16 protein-coding genes and 1 other annotated feature are annotated in these 17,197 nt (G+C 55.9%); of the genes, 7 read left to right on the forward strand and 9 right to left on the reverse strand.

Annotated features, from left to right (window positions below; genetic code table 11):
* Positions 1 to 19 precede the first annotated feature (19 nt).
* Positions 20 to 160 (forward strand): type B 50S ribosomal protein L36, encoded by a 141-nt coding sequence (ykgO, locus tag JO226_RS05150; RefSeq protein WP_006818844.1) that lies wholly within the window; start codon positions 20 to 22, stop codon positions 158 to 160.
* Here the strand turns inward: ykgO and JO226_RS05155 are convergent, their stop codons facing one another.
* Positions 161 to 868 (reverse strand): GNAT family protein, encoded by a 708-nt coding sequence (locus tag JO226_RS05155; protein ID WP_293494212.1) that lies wholly within the window; start codon positions 866 to 868, stop codon positions 161 to 163.
* A gap of 100 nt (positions 869 to 968) precedes the next feature.
* Between JO226_RS05155 and JO226_RS05160 the strand changes: the two genes are divergently transcribed.
* Positions 969 to 2,429 carry a PLP-dependent aminotransferase family protein gene (locus JO226_RS05160; RefSeq protein WP_293494214.1) on the forward strand — a complete coding sequence of 487 codons (1,461 nt, stop codon included), beginning with the start codon at positions 969 to 971 and terminating at the stop codon, positions 2,427 to 2,429.
* Here JO226_RS05160 and JO226_RS05165 read toward each other — a convergent pair.
* The 6 genes from JO226_RS05165 to acrA form a co-directional block, all read right to left on the reverse strand.
* Positions 2,401 to 2,868, reverse strand: a complete 468-nt coding sequence (locus JO226_RS05165; RefSeq protein ID WP_293494216.1) for a YlaC family protein — start codon at positions 2,866 to 2,868, stop codon at positions 2,401 to 2,403. The genes JO226_RS05160 and JO226_RS05165 overlap by 29 nt on opposite strands.
* A 99-nt stretch (positions 2,869 to 2,967) precedes the next feature.
* Positions 2,968 to 3,522 (reverse strand): maltose O-acetyltransferase, encoded by a 555-nt coding sequence (gene maa, locus JO226_RS05170; protein ID WP_293494218.1) that lies wholly within the window; start codon positions 3,520 to 3,522, stop codon positions 2,968 to 2,970.
* 16 nt (positions 3,523 to 3,538) lie between these two features.
* On the reverse strand, positions 3,539 to 3,757 hold the full coding sequence (locus tag JO226_RS05175; RefSeq protein WP_013367304.1) for an HHA domain-containing protein: 219 nt from the start codon (positions 3,755 to 3,757) through the stop codon (positions 3,539 to 3,541).
* Positions 3,758 to 3,783: 26 nt separating this feature from the next.
* Positions 3,784 to 4,158, reverse strand: coding sequence for an Hha toxicity modulator TomB (tomB, locus tag JO226_RS05180; protein WP_293494222.1), 375 nt, complete (start codon positions 4,156 to 4,158; stop codon positions 3,784 to 3,786).
* 490 nt (positions 4,159 to 4,648) lie between these two features.
* A complete protein-coding gene (gene acrB / locus JO226_RS05185; RefSeq protein WP_293494225.1) occupies positions 4,649 to 7,795 on the reverse strand; it encodes a multidrug efflux RND transporter permease subunit AcrB in 3,147 nt (1,048 codons plus the stop codon).
* A 22-nt stretch (positions 7,796 to 7,817) separates the two neighbouring features.
* Positions 7,818 to 9,011 carry a multidrug efflux RND transporter periplasmic adaptor subunit AcrA gene (acrA, locus tag JO226_RS05190; protein ID WP_293494227.1) on the reverse strand — a complete coding sequence of 398 codons (1,194 nt, stop codon included), beginning with the start codon at positions 9,009 to 9,011 and terminating at the stop codon, positions 7,818 to 7,820.
* 140 nt (positions 9,012 to 9,151) lie between these two features.
* Between acrA and acrR the strand changes: the two genes are divergently transcribed.
* Positions 9,152 to 9,799 (forward strand): multidrug efflux transporter transcriptional repressor AcrR, encoded by a 648-nt coding sequence (gene acrR / locus JO226_RS05195; protein ID WP_293494229.1) that lies wholly within the window; start codon positions 9,152 to 9,154, stop codon positions 9,797 to 9,799.
* Positions 9,800 to 9,935: 136 nt separating this feature from the next.
* The gene (gene mscK / locus JO226_RS05200) at positions 9,936 to 13,289 is read left to right on the forward strand and encodes a mechanosensitive channel MscK (RefSeq protein ID WP_293494231.1); all 3,354 of its coding nucleotides are present in this window, start codon (positions 9,936 to 9,938) and stop codon (positions 13,287 to 13,289) included.
* Between the two features lie 35 nt (positions 13,290 to 13,324).
* Here the strand turns inward: mscK and rsmS are convergent, their stop codons facing one another.
* Together rsmS and priC are read right to left on the reverse strand one after the other, a co-directional pair.
* Entirely contained in the window at positions 13,325 to 13,483 is a 159-nt protein-coding gene (gene rsmS, locus JO226_RS05205) for a pleiotropic regulatory protein RsmS (protein WP_293494234.1), read from the reverse strand.
* 15 nt (positions 13,484 to 13,498) lie between these two features.
* The gene (gene priC / locus JO226_RS05210; protein WP_293494236.1) at positions 13,499 to 14,026 is read right to left on the reverse strand and encodes a primosomal replication protein N''; all 528 of its coding nucleotides are present in this window, start codon (positions 14,024 to 14,026) and stop codon (positions 13,499 to 13,501) included.
* A 57-nt stretch (positions 14,027 to 14,083) separates the two neighbouring features.
* Here priC and JO226_RS05215 point away from each other — a divergent pair, with 57 nt between their 5' ends.
* The 3 genes from JO226_RS05215 to dnaX all read left to right on the forward strand — a co-directional run bounded on the left by JO226_RS05215 (position 14,084) and on the right by dnaX (position 17,183).
* Positions 14,084 to 14,458, forward strand: a complete 375-nt coding sequence (locus JO226_RS05215) for a DUF454 family protein (protein WP_293494239.1) — start codon at positions 14,084 to 14,086, stop codon at positions 14,456 to 14,458.
* A gap of 157 nt (positions 14,459 to 14,615) precedes the next feature.
* Positions 14,616 to 15,167: an adenine phosphoribosyltransferase gene (apt, locus tag JO226_RS05220; RefSeq protein ID WP_293494242.1), complete on the forward strand. Its 552-nt coding sequence runs from the start codon at positions 14,616 to 14,618 to the stop codon at positions 15,165 to 15,167.
* Positions 15,168 to 15,257: 90 nt separating this feature from the next.
* Positions 15,258 to 17,183, forward strand: coding sequence for a DNA polymerase III subunit gamma/tau (gene dnaX, locus JO226_RS05225; RefSeq protein ID WP_293494245.1), 1,926 nt, complete (start codon positions 15,258 to 15,260; stop codon positions 17,181 to 17,183).
* Positions 16,513 to 16,577, forward strand: a sequence feature (DnaX frameshifting element). Its footprint overlaps the gene before it by 65 nt.
* Positions 17,184 to 17,197 lie beyond the last annotated feature (14 nt).

The following is a 17,197-nucleotide window of genomic DNA, read 5'->3' on the forward strand; positions in this document are numbered from 1 at the left end:
ATGCAAAACGAGGTTAAGGATGCAGGTACTCAACTCGCTACGCAGCGCAAAGCAGCGCCACCCGGACTGCCAGATAGTAAAACGCAAAGGACGCTTATACGTCATTTGTAAAAGCAACCCCCGCTTTAAGGCCGTGCAGGGGCGTAAGAAAAAACGCTAGTCAGACTGCTTGTCGCCAACTTTCCAGGGTACTTCGTTGCTTGCCGTCGGCGTCGAAATTGTCGGCGGCAAGCCATTTTTTCATCGCCTGGTCGACCAGCGGCCACTCCTTATCGATAATGGAAAACCAGTCGGTATCCCGGTTGTGTCCTTTTATCACCAGCGCCTGGCGAAAACGTCCTTCAAACTGAAACCCCATTCTTAATGCCGCGCGACGCGACGGTTCATTGTGGCTGTTGCATTTCCACTCATAGCGACGATAGCCGAGCGTCTCAAAGGCGTAACGCATCAGCAGCCACTGCGCTTCGGTGGACATCGGCGTGCGGCTGAGCCGGGGTGAAAAGTGGACGTGCCCGACTTCGATTACACCATTTTTGCTGTCGATACGCATCAGCGCCAGCGTGCCGACCGGCAGGCCGCTTTGCCTGTCAATGACGGCGAAATGCATCGGATCCTGCAAATCGACAACGCTTGCGACCCAGCGGGCATAGCTTTCAACATCCGCATCAGGTTCACGTAGCAACCAGGTCCAGCTTCGGGTATCCGGCGCCTGCTGATAGGCCGCGAATAAATCGTGGGCGTGCTGTACGCCAAGAGGCTCCAGGCGGCAAAGCCGTCCTGCTAATGTCATCCGTTGCGGATGAGGGCGCGGTTGCCAGTCGGGAAGCGCGTCGCCAACCGGTTGACCAAATTGATTATTCTGGCTCATACCTGTTCCTTTTATTAATGTACCTGCGCAGCGTAATCATTTAGTGGTTCCCTAAAAAGTACCATCACGGTATGTTTTTATGGTACCACCAGGAGGGGCGATGAATATTCCAGATGAGGCATTTTATGGTTTGCTGGTACGGGCGCTACAACAACGAGACGCAGAGACGTTACAGCGTACGCTATATCATGCGCTGCGCGATGCCATGCTCGACGGCAGCCTGCAGGCGCACAGTCGCCTGCCGGGGTCGCGCACCATCGCCCAGCGGTTAATGGTCTCGCGAAATACGATTAATGCCGTGCTTGAGCAACTTGCAACCGAGGGATATTTACTGCGCGACAGGCTGGGTTCACATGTTGCGCAATTGCCCGCGGCTACCGAGGTTGTGCCGCTGCCTGTCGCAGATATTACGCTGCCTGCGCGTTTGCTACAGTTGCCACCCGGCCCGCGCCGCGATTCACCCGCGCTGGCGTTTACTCCTGGTACGCCTGCGGTAAACTATTTTCCCCTGCCGCTGTGGCGGCGTTTGCTGGACCGGGTGCTGCGCGAAGAGGGCAGTGCGCTGTTGGGGTACGGCGACTCGGCGGGCGAATGGCCGCTGCGTGCCGCGATAGCCCGCCACCTTGCGCTGTCGCGCGGTATTCACTGCGATGCAAGTCAGGTTGTCATTACCGAAGGCGCGCTGGAAGGGTTGAATTTATGCACCCATCTGCTGAGCGAGCCGGGGGATGTCGCCTGGCTGGAAGATCCCGGCTATTTTGGCGCAAGAAGCGCCTTTTTAACCGCCGGATTGCGGATAAAGGCGATGGCTGTCGATGACGAGGGAATGGTGTTTCCCGACAACACGCTGGAGGTTCCTCGCCTGATATTTACCTCGCCGTCACATCAGTATCCTACCGGAAAATTGCTTAGCGCCAGCCGCCGTCTGGCGCTGCTCACCTTCGCCAGCGCGCAGGGCGCGTGGATAATTGAAGATGACTACGACAGTGAATTTCGAAAGAGCGGAGAGCCGGTCCCGGCCATGCTCGGCATGGTCAAAAATGCGCCGGTGGTGTATCTCGGCACGTTCAGTAAGACGCTTTTTCCGTCGTTGCGCATTGGCTTTATGGTGATGCCGCAGGCGCTGGCGAAGGCGGCGCAACCGGCGATACGATCGCTGCTGCGCGGTGGGCACCGCACTGAGCAGCGGGCGCTGGCAGGGTTTATTGAAGAGGGGCACTATGCCCGCCATCTCGCGGCGATGCGGCGGCTGTATCGCAAACGACAGGCGCAGTTGCGCGACGCGTTGGCGCAGGCGCTGGACGTGCCGCACTGTATACACGGCGGCGAAGGCGGCCTGCACCTGACGGTAGAAATCGCGGGGATTGACGATGTGCGAGCGGCGGAGCTTGCGCGTCAGTATCAGCTGGCCCCGGCGGCGCTAAGCCGTTTTTATCTTAACCCGGCGATTGGGAAAACAGGGCTGGTTTTGGGTTATGGCAATACCTCAGCGTCGCAGTTTGCGCCCGCAATACGGGCGCTCAACCGACTGATTACGCAGACTCAGCGCGGGCAAGAGTGAAAATATCGTAGAACGACAGCTCGCCTTTGGTGGCGACCATCTTTTGCAGCTGCGCTTTCAACGGCTCCGTGACGCGCGGCGACTGCAGGATAGTGTCGATTAACTGGTTCGGTACGAAGCGGGTGTTGTACCACTCGCCGTTGTAGCATACGCGCAGATCGAGCACGTCAATATCTTCGTAACGGTAGCGAGGCGCGACGTCAAAGAAGAAAAAGCCGTTAAGCAAAATGAACAGCACCACCAGCAGCCACACGGAATCCGCCAGCGTATCGGAACGCATCATGACGATAAGCGTCGCCAGAAACCCGAGATACATCCCCAGAAACAGGCCAGGATAACGGCGGATAAAACTGATGCTGAAACGCGGCCGGTTGTCGCGTTTCTCAGTCGTGTTCAGCTCATCAATCGTGTTGGTAAGCAGGCGTTGGATTTCGGCCATTGGCGTCCCCTGAAAGTCCGAAGAACGGGAAATGGTGTTATTTTATGTTGCGTTAATTCTGGCGAAAAGTAACAGATCAGTTATGAAAAAGCATAACAGTCACACCAGCATTTTGATGACACGCGCCGGGTTACCGCCGACCACCGCATTGGCCGGGACGTCTTTGACTACTACGGCCCCTGAGGCGATAACGGCATTGTCACCGACGGTAACGCCTGGGTTAATTACCGCTCGCCCGCCGATCCACACGTTATCGCCAATGGTCACCGGCTTACCGAACTCCAGCCCACTGTTGCGTTCTGCGGCATCCAGCGGGTGGGTCGCCGTATAAATATGCACGCCCGGAGCCAGCATACAGTTATCACCGATATGGATCGGGCATACGTCCAGCATCACACAGTCGAAGTTGGCGTAAAAATTCTGCCCCAGGAAAAGGTTGTAACCATAGTCACAGCGGAAGCTCGGTTCGATATACGCATCATGATCCCGACCGAACAGTTCGCTAAGCAGGGCGTTTCGCTCGATGCGCTCGTCTGGCGAGGTATGGTTATAGCGGTGAATAAGTTGCCTCGCACGCAGACGGTCGGCGCGTAAGGTTTCATCGCCTGGGCGGTAGGGTTCACCGGCGATCATCTTGCGTTTTTCAACACTCATGTGGCAGAGAACATCATTAACGTATGAATTTCCAGACTGAAACGGGGATTTTATCGTAGAGCTTATTCATCGTAAGTTCGGCAAGACGATGATCGGCTGCTGAGTAAAAAACAGCCAGTTCATTGTCTGAAAGTTCATATTTATTTTTTTCAATGACACGCTCCAGCGTGTCAATAGTCTGACAACGTCGCAAACGCATCAAATAATCAGTCTTTGTTAAGGGTTTCTCTGACATAAAGTTACCTATTGATTGTAATAATTTTAACAGGAGAGACTAACAGGATTAGCTCTACTGATGTTCGTGAAACAACGAAAAAGCCTGTTTCCAGATTTTCGCCATTTCTGCAGATCCTCTGCGTTAATGCCATAGTTACTGAACAACATAAAGGTATCGTCCAGATATTCATCAATTTGTGCGATCAATTTATTGTCTTCGTTATACTTAATTTTGTAATTAAGTGCGAAGGTAGCAATATGCTCGATCAGTTCGTTGATTTGGAGATTAATCGCAGAGGTCGGGTCATTCACCCAGCCTGAGCGGTTCTCTTCAAGGTTAACAAGGCAGTCATGATACAGGGTTTCACAGAGAAATTTAAGCTGTGCAATATCATGTCTTTTTGGCGAGTATTCGTCCATAACACATCCCCCTTATGATTAACTCACAAACACCGTTGCGGGATGGATACTGCTGTCTGACCTGGAACATAACGCTATAAATCTAATGCTATAACTATAATCTACTCTTTAAAAGATTTCACCGCGCTATTACGAAAAATTACAAATATCGTTATTTTGCGTGAGGGTAAGACTTTTTCTCATGCGCCTTGAGGGTGGGGGCGTGCTGGCGTACAGCGGGAGCTCCCGTGCAGACGCTTAATTTTCATTGAGTTATGAAATCACCCGGTGATACACCGCTATCTTACGGAAAAAACTAAGAGAATTCTTAATTGCTTTCAATAAAAGAATAAGTTCGGCTTATGTATTACCCGTGGATTTAATACTGAGATTATTAAGATTATATACAGAAAATGATGACAATAAAATAAACGAGGATGCAATACGTGCCTTTAGGCCGCGGCGCAAATAAAAGGGGCCGCAATTGCGGCCCCTGGGATTAGCTTAGCGATTAATGATGCTCAACCTGGTGGCTGTGCTCAATGTCCTCGTTCTTTCTGCTAAAGCGGCGGCGTACCACCACGAAGAAGACCGGAACGAAGAAGATAGCCAGAATGGTTGCGGTCACCATCCCGCCCATTACGCCAGTACCGACGGCGTTCTGCGCGCCGGAGCCTGCGCCGGAGCTGATAACCAGCGGCATTACCCCAAGGATAAACGCCAGCGAAGTCATCAGAATCGGACGCAGACGCATACGCACCGCTTCAAGCGTCGCCTCGATAAGGCCCTTGCCTTCTTTATCCATCAGGTCCTTGGCGAATTCCACGATAAGTATCGCGTTCTTCGCCGACAGTCCAATGGTTGTCAGCAGGCCTACCTGGAAGTACACATCGTTGGTCAACCCGCGCATGGTGGCGGCCAGAAGCGCGCCGACAACCCCAAGCGGTACCACCAGCATGACCGAGAACGGAATCGACCAGCTCTCATACAGCGCCGCCAGACACAAGAAGACGACGATAAGCGAGATGGCGTACAGGGCAGGGGCCTGGTTGCCGGACAGACGTTCCTGATAGGACATCCCCGTCCAGTCGTAGCCGATGCCAGACGGCAGCTTGCCAGCAAGCTCTTCCATCAGCGACATTGCTTCACCGGTACTTTTGCCCGGTGCCGCCTGACCCAGAATTTCCATGGATGGCAGACCGTTATAACGCTCCAGACGCGGCGAGCCGTATTCCCAACGTGAAGTCGAGAAAGCGGAGAACGGCACCATCTGTCCATTGCTGCCGCGAACGTACCAGTTGCCGATATCGGCTGGCAGCATGCGGTATTTCGCTTCGGACATCAAGTACACTTTCTTCACACGACCGCGGTCAATAAAGTCGTTGACGTAGCTACCGCCCCAGGCCGCGCCCAGCGTGGTGTTGATGTCGCTAATCGACACGCCCAGCGCCTGCGCTTTTTCCTGATCGATATTGATCTTAAACTGCGGCGTATCTTCCAGACCATTCGGACGCACGCCGGTTAAAACATCCGGGTGTTTCGCCACTTCGCCAAACAGCTGGTTACGCGCCTGCGTCAGCTTTTCGTGACCCAGACCGCCTTTGTCAATCAGTTGGAAGTCAAAGCCGGTTGCCGTACCCAGTTCAACGATAGCGGGCAGGTTAAACGCAAATACCATCGCGTCTTTAATCTGCGAGAAGCGAACCATTGCGCGTTGAGTGATCGCCGCGACTTTGTTTTCTTCACCCGGCCGCTGGCTCCAGTCCTTCAGAGAAACGAACGCGATACCGGTGTTCTGGCCACGACCGGCGAAGCCGAAGCCGTTAACCGCAAACACGGATTCCACGTTGTTTTTCTCTTTGGTGAGATAGTAGTCGGTCATCTCATCCAGCACTTTCTGCGTACGCTCCTGCGTCGCCCCTGCCGGAAGCTGGGCCATACTCAGGAACACGCCCTGGTCTTCATCCGGCAAGAACGAGCTTGGCAGACGTACGAACAGGTAGGCCATGCCGACCACGATGATGATATAGAGCAGCAGGTAACGACCGGTGCTGCGCAGGATGTTGCCTACGCTGTCGGTGTAGTGGTGCGTGCTCTTATCAAACATGCGGTTAAACCAGCCGAAGAAGCCTTTTTGCTCGCCATGGCCGCCTTTCTCGATAGGTTTGAGCATGGTCGCGCACAGCGCTGGCGTCAGGATCAATGCGACCAGTACCGACAGCGCCATCGCCGACACGATGGTGATGGAGAACTGACGGTAAATTGCGCCGGTAGACCCCCCGAAGAACGCCATCGGGATAAATACGGCGGACAGCACCATCGCGATACCGACCAGCGCGCCCTGGATCTGACCCATGGATTTACGGGTCGCTTCCTTCGGCGGCAGGCCTTCTTCCGCCATGACACGCTCGACGTTTTCGACCACCACGATGGCGTCATCCACAAGCAGGCCGATGGCAAGCACCATCCCGAACATCGTCAGGGTGTTTATCGAGTAGCCGAATATCGAAAGAATGGCGAAGGTTCCGAGCAGTACCACCGGGACGGCGATGGTTGGAATCAACGTCGCGCGGAAGTTTTGCAGGAACAGATACATCACCAGGAAGACGAGGATGATCGCCTCAACCAGCGTTTTTACCACTTCATGGATAGAGATTTTAACGAACGGCGTGGTGTCATACGGATACACAATCTTCAGACCTGACGGGAAGAAGGGTTCCATACGCTTGAGCTCTGCACGAATCGCGTCTGCGGTGTTCAGGGCGTTGGCGCCAGTCGCCAGTTTAATACCCAGACCGGATGCCGGCTGGCCGTTAAATTTCGCGACAACGTCGTAGCTTTCGCCACCGAGTTCGATTTCCGCCACATCACGCAGGCGAACCTGAGAACCGTCCTGGTTCACTTTCAGCAGGATATTGCCAAACTCTTTGGTATTGGTCAGACGGGTCTGCGCAATGATGGAGGCGTTCAACTGCTGGCCCTTCACCGGCGGCGTACCGCCCAACTGACCGGCGGCGACCTGGGCGTTCTGCGCTTTAAGGGCGCTTATCACGTCGACAGGCGTTAACTGGAAGTTGTTCAGTTTATTCGGGTCCATCCAGATACGCATCGCGTACTGAGAACCGAACAGCTGAACGTCGCCCACGCCGTTGGTACGGCTGATGGGGTCCTTCATGTTCGACGCCACGTAGTCGGAAATATCGTCCTGGGTCATACTGCCGTTGGTGTTGATGACGCCGACAACCATCAGGAAGCTGCTGGACGCTTTTTCAACGCTCACGCCCTGCTGTTGTACTTCCTGCGGCAGCAGCGGCATCGCCAGCTGCAGTTTGTTCTGAACCTGTACCTGGGCGATATCCGGGTCGGTGCCTGACTGGAAGGTCAGCGTAATGGTCGCCGTACCCGTCGAGTCACCGTTTGAGGACATATACATCAGGTTATCGATACCGTTCATGTTCTGTTCGATAACCTGGGTCACGGTATTCTGCACCGTTTCCGCGTCAGCCCCAGGGTACATGGCGGTGATGGCGATGGCCGGCGGCGCAATCGTTGGATATTGCGCGACCGGCAGTTTGAGGATCGCAAGTCCCCCTGCCAGCATGATAATAATGGCGATCACCCATGCGAATATGGGGCGATCGATAAAGAAATTAGGCATGTCTTAACGGCTCCTGTTTAAGTTAAGACTTGGTCGATTCTGACGGGGCGCCGCCTGCGGCTTGCTGTTTATTGTCAGAATTCACTTCCTGCGCTTTTACCTGAACGCCCGGTCTTATTTTTTGTAAGCCAGTTACGATCACGCGGTCGCCGGTCTTCAGGCCTGCGGTCACTAACCACTTATCGCCAATGGCCTGGGTGGCGGTCACCTTGCGAACTTCGACTTTGTCGCCTTCGCCGATAACCATTACGCTGGCTTCACCGCGCGGCGTACGGGTAACCCCTTGTTGAGGCACCAGCAGGGCATCCGGGTTAACGCCTTCTTCGAGCTTCGCACGAACGAACATCCCCGGCAGCAGCGTGTGATCCGGGTTCGGGAAGATAGCGCGCAGGGTGATAGAACCGGTGGTCTGGTCAACGGTCACGTCAGAGAACTCCAGCGTACCGTCCTGCGGATACTCAATGCCGTCATTGGTGACCAGCGTCACTTTTGCCTGGCCGTTTTCCTGTTTCAGCGAGCCGTTCGCCAGCTCCTGTTTCAGACGCAGGAAATCGTTGCTGGACTGGGTCACATCGACATAGATCGGATCAAGCTGCTGAACGGTCGCCAGCGCGGTCGACTGGCCGTTTTGCACCAGCGCGCCCTCGGTCACCGATGACGCGCCAATGCGTCCGCTGATGGGCGAGGTGACTTTGGTGTACGCCAGATTGATACGCGCGTTTTCTACTGCGGCTTTTGCGGCCACAACAACGGCATTGGCCTGCTGCGCATTGGCGACAGCGGTGTCGTAATCTTGTTTACTGATGTACTGCGTTCCCACCAGTTTCTGATAACGGGCTACCGTCAGCTGAGCGATTTTCGCCGCCGCTTCGGCTTTCGCCAGATCGCCTTTCGCGCTGTCGTACGCGGCCTGATAGGTCGCCGGATCGATTTGATACAGGGAGACGCCAGCTTCGATGTTACTGCCTTCGGTAAAGTTACGTTTCAGGATTATCCCGCTGACCTGGGGACGAACTTCAGCAACGCGGTATGGGTTGGTTCGACCGGGTAACTCTGTTGTCATCTGAAGAGGTTCAGTTTTGAGCGTTACCACGCCAACCTCTGGCATATGAGCCGCCCCTTGCTGAGCTCCTTTATTATCACATCCTGTTAGCGCTAAGCTGCCTGAGAGCATCAGAACGACCGCCAGAGGCGTTAACCCTCTGTTTTTGTTCATATGTAAACCTCTAGTGTCCGATTTCAAATAGATGATGGATCAAGCGTCCACAAACCCATTGCTGTGTTTATATTATCGTCATGCTATGGTACATACATTCATAAATGTATGTAAACTAACCTCTGTAAATTCACTCACCTATGGCACGAAAAACCAAACAGCAGGCGCTGGAAACACGGCAGCACATACTGGATGTGGCTCTGCGTTTGTTCTCGCAACAAGGGGTATCATCTACCTCGCTTGCGGAGATTGCAAAAGCGGCTGGCGTCACGCGCGGCGCCATTTATTGGCATTTCAAAAACAAATCTGATTTGTTCAGTGAAATCTGGCAGCTTTCAGAATTCAGCATCGGCGATCTCGAAACAGAGTATCGGGTAAAATTCCCTGATGATCCACTGTCTGTTTTAAGGGAGATTTTAGTCTATATTCTTGAAGCTACTGTAATAGATGAGCGTCGACGCCTGCTGATGGAGATAATCTTCCATAAATGCGAATTTGTCGGTGAAATGGCAGTGGTTCAGCAGGTGCAGCGCGGCCTGTGTTTAGAAAGCTATGATCGCATCGAGCAGGCTTTGATGGAATGTATGAGCGCCCGACTCCTGCCGGTGAATTTGCTGACGCGTCGGGCGGCGATTTTAATGCGCGGCTACATCTCCGGTCTGGTTGAAAACTGGTTGTTTGCGCCCGAGTCATTCAACCTGAAAAAAGAGGCCCGGGACTATGTGGCTATCTTGCTGGAAATGTTCCAGTTTTGCCCGACGCTCCAGGGGGCGCCGCCTGCCGCCTGAATGTGATGGCTAACCGGGGTGTGACTAAGAATATTCCTGGCGCTAACGGCTGTTCGCCGGGGGGCAGAAGTGCTATTCTTCGCCCGCGTATATGCCCCCGGTTTTGCCGGTAATTGCCACCATTCATGTTAACACTATGTCGCACAACACTCGCTGGCGGAAATCGCTTTCCGCTTTTATCGTTATCCTGACTTGTTTCTTTGGCTCTATCTCGCTGAGTCAGGCCCGCGCACAGAACAGCAACGATTTACCCGATCGTAGCGATGTGCAAAAACAGCTCACCGTCCTGAGCAAGAAAAAAGATCTCTCCCCGCAGGACAAGCTCATTGAGCAGGACCTGGCCGAAACGCTGCAGATGCTCGACAAAATCGATCGCGTAAAAGACGAGACCGCGCAGCTCAAGCAGCAGATAGAACAAGCGCCGACCAAAATGCGCCAGGCGGTGGATGGGCTCAGTGCCCTGAGCGATACGGATAACGACGCTGAAACGCGAAAAACCTTAAGCCAGCTCTCCATGCGCCAACTGGAAGCGCGCGTCAGCGACGTGCTGGATAACCTGCAGTCTGCGCAAAGCGATCTCGCGACCTACAACAGCCAGCTTGTCTCTCTACAGACCCAGCCGGAGCGCGTGCAAAACGCCATGTACAACGCGTCCCAACAACTGCAGCAGATACGTAACCGGTTGAACGGCGCGACGATTGGCGAAGGGGCGCTGCGCCCGACGCAGCAGACAATGCTGCTGGTACAGCAGGTGCTGCTGAATGCCGAAATTGACCAGCAGCGGAAAAGCCTTGAAGGCAATACCGTCTTGCAGGACACCCTGCAAAAACAGCGTGATTATGTCACGGCCAACAGCAATCGCCTTGAGCATCAGCTCCAGCTTTTACAAGAGGCGGTAAACAGCAAGCGTCTTACTCTGACGGAAAAGACGGCGAAAGAGGCCATGTCACCGGATGATGCCGCCCGCATTCAGGCGAACCCGCTGGTGAAGCAGGAGCTCGTTATCAACCATCAACTGAGCGAACGGTTGATTAAAGCCACCGAGAACGGCAACCAGCTGGTACAACAGAACATCAAAGTTAAAAACTGGCTCGATCGCGCGTTGCAGTCGGAACGTAACATCAAAGAGCAGATTTCGATGCTTAAAGGCAGTCTGCTGCTGTCGCGTATTCTCTACCAGGAACAGCAAACCCTGCCGTCCGCGGACGAACTGCAGGATATGACCAACCGCATCGCCGACCTGCGTCTTGAGCAGTTTGAAGTTAACCAGCAGCGCGATGCGTTGTTCCAGAACGATGATTACGTCACTAAGATAGAAGAGGGGCACAGCAGCGACGTCAATCCTGAAGTGCACGACGCGCTGTTGCAGGTGGTTGATATGCGCCGCGAGCTGCTGGATCAGATGAACAAGCAGCTGGGCAACCAGCTGATGATGGCTATCAACCTGCAGATCAACCAGCAGCAGTTGGTCGGGGTATCAAAAAGCCTGCGCTCTATTCTGACGCAGCAGATTTTCTGGGTGAACAGCAATAAGCCGATGGACTGGGAATGGTTTAAATCCTTCCCGTCGGCGCTGAAAGACCAGTTTAGTAAGATGAAAATCACCGTGAACTGGGAGAAAGCCTGGCCTGCGGTGTTTATCGCTTTCCTCGCCGGTCTGCCGTTGCTGCTGATAGCCGGGTTGATTCGCTGGCGTCTGTCCTGGCTGCGGGCGTATCAGGCGAAACTTGCCTCTCAGGTAGGGCAACTGCGTAACGACAGCCAACTGAACACGCCGAAAGCGATTCTTATCGATCTTATCCGCGCGCTGCCAGTGGTGATGATTATCCTTGCCGCCGGACTTATCCTGCTGACCATGCAGCTTAACATCAGCGATCTGCTATGGGCGTTTTGTAAGAAGCTGGCGCTGTTCTGGCTGGTGTTTGGGCTGTGCTGGAAAGTGCTGGAGAAGAACGGCGTCGCCGTTAAGCACTTTAACATGCCGCCGCAACTGACCAGCCACTGGCGTCGCCAGATTGTGCGTGTCAGTCTGGCGCTGTTGCCGCTGCACTTCTGGTCAGTGGTGGCGGAGCTGTCGCCGCTGCATCTGATGGACGATGTGCTGGGGCAGTTCGCCATCTTCCTGAATCTGCTGGCGATAACGATTCTGGTCTGGCCGATGTGCCGCGAAAGTTGGCGCGATAAAGAGTCCCACGGCCTGCGCCTGCTGACTATCACCACGCTGTCGATTGTCCCTGTCGCGCTCATGGTGCTGACCGCAACCGGCTATTTCTACACCACGCTGCGCCTGTCCGGCCGCTGGATTGAAACCGTCTACCTCGTTATCTTCTGGAACCTGCTGTACCAGACCGTACTCCGTGGCCTGAGCGTCGCGGCCCGCCGAATCGCCTATCGCCGCGCGCTGGCCCGTCGCCAGCACCTGGTGAAGGAGGGGGCGGAAGGCGTCGAACCGCAGGAAGAGCCGAGCATTGCGCTGGAAGAGGTCAACCAGCAGACGTTACGTATCACCATGCTGGTGATGGTGGCGCTGTTCGGTGTGCTGTTCTGGGCGATTTGGTCTGATCTTATCACCGTCTTTGCCTATCTCGACAGCATCACGCTCTGGCACTACAACGTGACGGAAGCCGGCGCGGACGTCATCAGGAACGTGACGCTCGGCAGCCTGCTGTTTGCGCTGGTCGCCGGAATGGTGGCGCTGGCGCTTATCCGCAACCTGCCAGGCCTGCTGGAGGTGCTGGTGCTCTCGCGGCTCAACATGCGCCAGGGGGCTTCTTACGCCATTACCACCATCCTGAACTACGTCATTATCGCCGCCGGGGCGATGACGGTGTTTGGTTCATTGGGTGTTTCGTGGGATAAACTGCAGTGGCTGGCGGCGGCGCTGTCGGTCGGTCTTGGTTTCGGCTTGCAGGAGATCTTCGGGAACTTCGTCTCCGGTCTGATTATTCTCTTCGAGCGTCCGGTACGTATCGGCGATACGGTAACGATCGGCACTTTCTCCGGGACGGTCAGCAAGATCCGTATTCGTGCGACCACCATCACCGACTTCGATCGTAAAGAGGTGATCATTCCGAACAAGGCGTTCGTGACCGAGCGCCTGATCAACTGGTCGCTCAGCGATACCATTACCCGCGTGGTGATCCGCCTCGGCGTGGCCTACGGATCGGATCTCGACAAAGTGAAAGAGGTGCTGCTGCGTGTGGCGCACGAGCATCCGAAGGTGATGCAGGATCCGGCGCCGTCGGTGTTCTTCACCACCTTTGGCGCCAGCACGCTGGATCATGAGCTGCGTCTGTACGTGCGTGAACTGCGCGATCGCAGCTACACCGTCGATGAGCTAAACCGCGCGATCGATCGCCTGTGCCGTGAAAACGACATCAATATCGCCTTCAACCAGCTTGAAGTGCATCTGCGTAACGAAAAGGGCGATGAGGTCACGGAAGTCAAACGTGACGTGAAAGGCGATGACCCGACGCCGTTGCAGGCGTAATGATTGGCTGACCCACTCCCGCTCGGGAGTGGGCATCAGGCGTTCCCGGCGTTTTCACGCAGCTTACGTTCAAAATCCCGTTTGACCATCTCCAGCGCGCGTAATACCGTTTCCGGCGCAATGGCGTGCTCTTCGAGCAGCATGATCAGGTCTACCGCGAGTTTTACATCATCCGGGGCGTTTTCCAGCGACATCTTTTCTCCTTTCGGTTAGCGCGTCAGGCGCGCCAGCACCGTTTCAATATTCTGTAAGGCATCCCGGCAGCGTGCCAGACGCCCGCGAAAGGCATCGATTTCACGGGATAGGCGCTGCTGCTCTGCGAGGGTTGTCGCCTGCGCCAGCTGCTGCTCGCGCGCCTGTTTCATTTCCAGCAGACGCCGCTCGTAGTCCTGATGGCGCAGCCTTTTGCGCTGCCAGCGCGTGAGCGTCGGCGAGCCGCTATCCCACCCGCGTAGCGCCCAGGCGGCGCTTTCCCGCGCAATGGCCTCCAGCTGCGCCGCCAGATGCTCCGCCAGCCAGACGACCTGCGCCGTTTGCCGCTGTGCGACGGCGTGCTCCAGCGCCTGCAGGTTCTCCCGCGCCTCTTCAACGCAGGCCTGCAGAAACGGGCTCCGGTTGCGAAACAACTGGCGGTCGAACCGCTGTCCCAGCGTCGCGTGGAATGCCATCGGCCGGATATCCTGCTCCAGGCGCCTGAGCTGCGCATTCAGCGATTGCAGTAACAGGTCAGTTTTCATCTTTCTCTCCCGCGGCCTGTGCTACAGTAGCCGTTCTGTTTGATAGCGATTCTCACTATGCAACGCATTATTCTAATCATCATTGGCTGGTTGGCGGTAGCGCTCGGTACGCTCGGCGTGTTTTTACCGCTGTTGCCGACGACGCCGTTTATTCTGCTGGCAGCCTGGTGTTTTGCGCGTTCATCGCCGCGTTTTCATCACTGGCTGCTGTACCGCTCCTGGTTTGGCGGCTATCTGCGCCATTGGCAGCGGCATAGGGCAATGCCGCCCGGCGCGAAACCCAAAGCGATCGCGCTGATTCTCATTACCTTCGCGATTTCCCTCTGGCTGGTCAATATGCTGTGGGTGCGTTTGCTGCTGCTGGCGATCCTCGCCGGGCTGCTGGTATTTATGTGGCGAATTCCGGTGGTTGATTCAGAACAACAAAAATAACAATGGCCGCAATGGTTATTGCATTTATCGCTCACTGCCAGTAAATTCTGGCGTTTTCGAGCACGGGCGCGGCTGGTTAAAGGTTAATCAAGTGTAACCTTATTCCTTATGCTCAATGCGCCTTGTGAGTAACACCGTTTTAATCAGGCATACACCTATGACCGCAACTGCACAGCAGCTTGAATATCTGAAAAACAGCATCAAAAGCATCCAGGATTATCCGAAGCCTGGCATTCTTTTCCGTGATGTCACCAGCTTGCTGGAAGACCCGAAAGCCTACGCCCTCAGCATCGAACTGCTGACCGAACGCTACAAAAACGCCGGCATCACCAAAGTGGTGGGAACGGAAGCGCGTGGTTTCCTGTTTGGTGCGCCGGTCGCGCTGGCGCTGGGTGTGGGGTTTGTTCCCGTACGTAAACCGCGCAAACTGCCGCGTGAAACCATCGCGGAAAGCTACGAGCTGGAGTACGGCACCGATCAACTGGAGATCCACGTTGACGCCATCAAGCCGGGCGACAAGGTGCTGGTGGTGGACGATCTGCTGGCGACCGGCGGTACCATCGAAGCGACCGTGAAGCTGATTCGCCGCCTGGGCGGTGACGTCACCGATGCTGCATTCATTATTAATCTGTTCGATCTCGGCGGCGAGCAGCGCCTCGAGAAGCAGGGTATTACCTGCTACAGCCTGGTGCCATTCCCGGGTCATTGACTCGTGGCTCCCCACAACCTCGCTCAACGGGTGAGGTTGTGTTAGCATTACCCTCCTGTATTCCACCTTCCAGCGTTTCAGAGCCTGCCAATGAGTTATCAGGTCTTAGCCCGAAAATGGCGCCCACAAACCTTTGCTGACGTTGTCGGCCAGGAACATGTGCTGACCGCACTGGCGAACGGCCTGGCGTCCGGTCGTATCCATCACGCGTACCTGTTTTCCGGCACCCGCGGCGTCGGGAAAACGTCGATTGCCCGCCTGCTGGCAAAGGGGCTGAACTGCGAAACCGGTATTACCGCCACGCCGTGCGGCGTCTGCGATAACTGCCGTGAAATCGAACAGGGGCGTTTTGTCGATCTGATCGAGATTGACGCCGCTTCGCGCACCAAAGTTGAAGATACCCGCGACCTGCTGGATAACGTGCAGTACGCGCCCGCGCGCGGCCGCTTTAAGGTCTACCTGATCGACGAAGTGCACATGCTGTCGCGCCACAGCTTCAACGCGTTGCTGAAAACACTGGAAGAACCGCCTTCGCACGTGAAGTTTCTGCTGGCGACGACTGACCCGCAAAAGCTGCCGGTCACGATCCTTTCGCGCTGTCTGCAGTTTCATCTTAAAGCGCTCGACGTCGATCAAATCCGCGCGCAGTTGGAACACATTCTCGGCGAAGAAAAAATTGATTTTGAATCCCGTGCGCTACAGCTGCTGGCGCGCGCCGCCGAGGGTAGCCTGCGCGACGCCCTGAGCCTCACCGATCAGGCGATCGCCAGCGGCGACGGGCAGCTCACGGCACAGACCGTCAGCACCATGCTCGGTACGCTGGATGACGCTCAGGCGCTGTCGCTTATCGAGGCGCTGGTTGCCGCTGACGGCGAGCGCGTGATGACCCTTATCCACGACGCCGCATCGCGCGGCGCCGAGTGGGAGGCGCTGCTGGTGGAGATGCAAAGCCTGCTGCACCGTATCGCGATGGTGCAGTTGTCGCCGTCGGCGCTGGGCAGCGATATGGCGGCGGTGGAGCACCGTATGCGCGAACTGGCGCGTACCGTTCCGCCTGCTGACATCCAGCTGTACTATCAGACGCTGCTGATGGGTCGTAAAGAGCTGCCCTACGCGCCAGACCGGCGTATGGGCGTTGAAATGACGTTGCTGCGCGCGCTGGCATTCCATCCGAGCAAGCCGCTGCCGGAGCCGGAAGCGCAGGCGCTATCGTTTGTCCCCACCGCACCGTCTGCGGTGATGACGCCGCCGCCCGCGCCGACGCAACCGTCCGTCGCCCCCGCGCATGACGCGCTACCGGATGCCACAAGCCAGGTACTGGCGGCACGCCATCAGCTGCAGCGCGCGCAGGGAGCACCCAAAGCAAAAAAGAGTGAACCGGCAGCCGCATCCCGCGCGCGGCCGGTGAATAACGCTGCGCTGGAAAGACTGGCCTCGGTGACCGACCGCGTCCAGGCTCGTCCATCGCCGTCGGCGTTGGAGCAACAGCGCCCGGAGAAAAAAGAGGCTTACCGCTGGAAGGCCACGACCATTGTGGAAGAGGTCAAGGCGGAGGTCGCGACGCCGAAGGCGCTGAAAAAAGCGCTGGAGCATGAAAAAACGCCAGAGCTTGCCGCCAAACTGGCCGTCGAGGCCGTAGAGCGCGATGCCTGGGCGGCGCAGGTGAGCCAGCTCAAATTACCGAAGCTGGTCGAGCAGGTGGCGCTCAATGCCTGGAAAGAGCAGGAGGGCGCCGTTGTGCGTCTACATCTGCGTCCTTCGCAGCGTCATCTGAATAGCGCCGGCTCGCAGAAAGCGCTGGCGGAGGCCCTTGGAGAATTAACCGGTTCAACGGTTGAACTGACCATCGTGGAAGATGATAATCCCGCGGTGCGTACGCCGCTGGAGTGGCGCCAGGCCATTTATGAAGAAAAACTCGCGCAGGCGCGTGAGGCGATTATTGCGGATAACAACATTCAGACTCTGCGTCGGTTTTTCGATGCTGACCTGGATGAAGAGAGTATTCGCCCCATTTGACCGTGAGCCTGACT

Source organism: Pluralibacter sp. (assembly GCF_019237635.1).
GTDB lineage: Bacteria > Pseudomonadota > Gammaproteobacteria > Enterobacterales > Enterobacteriaceae > Enterobacter_B.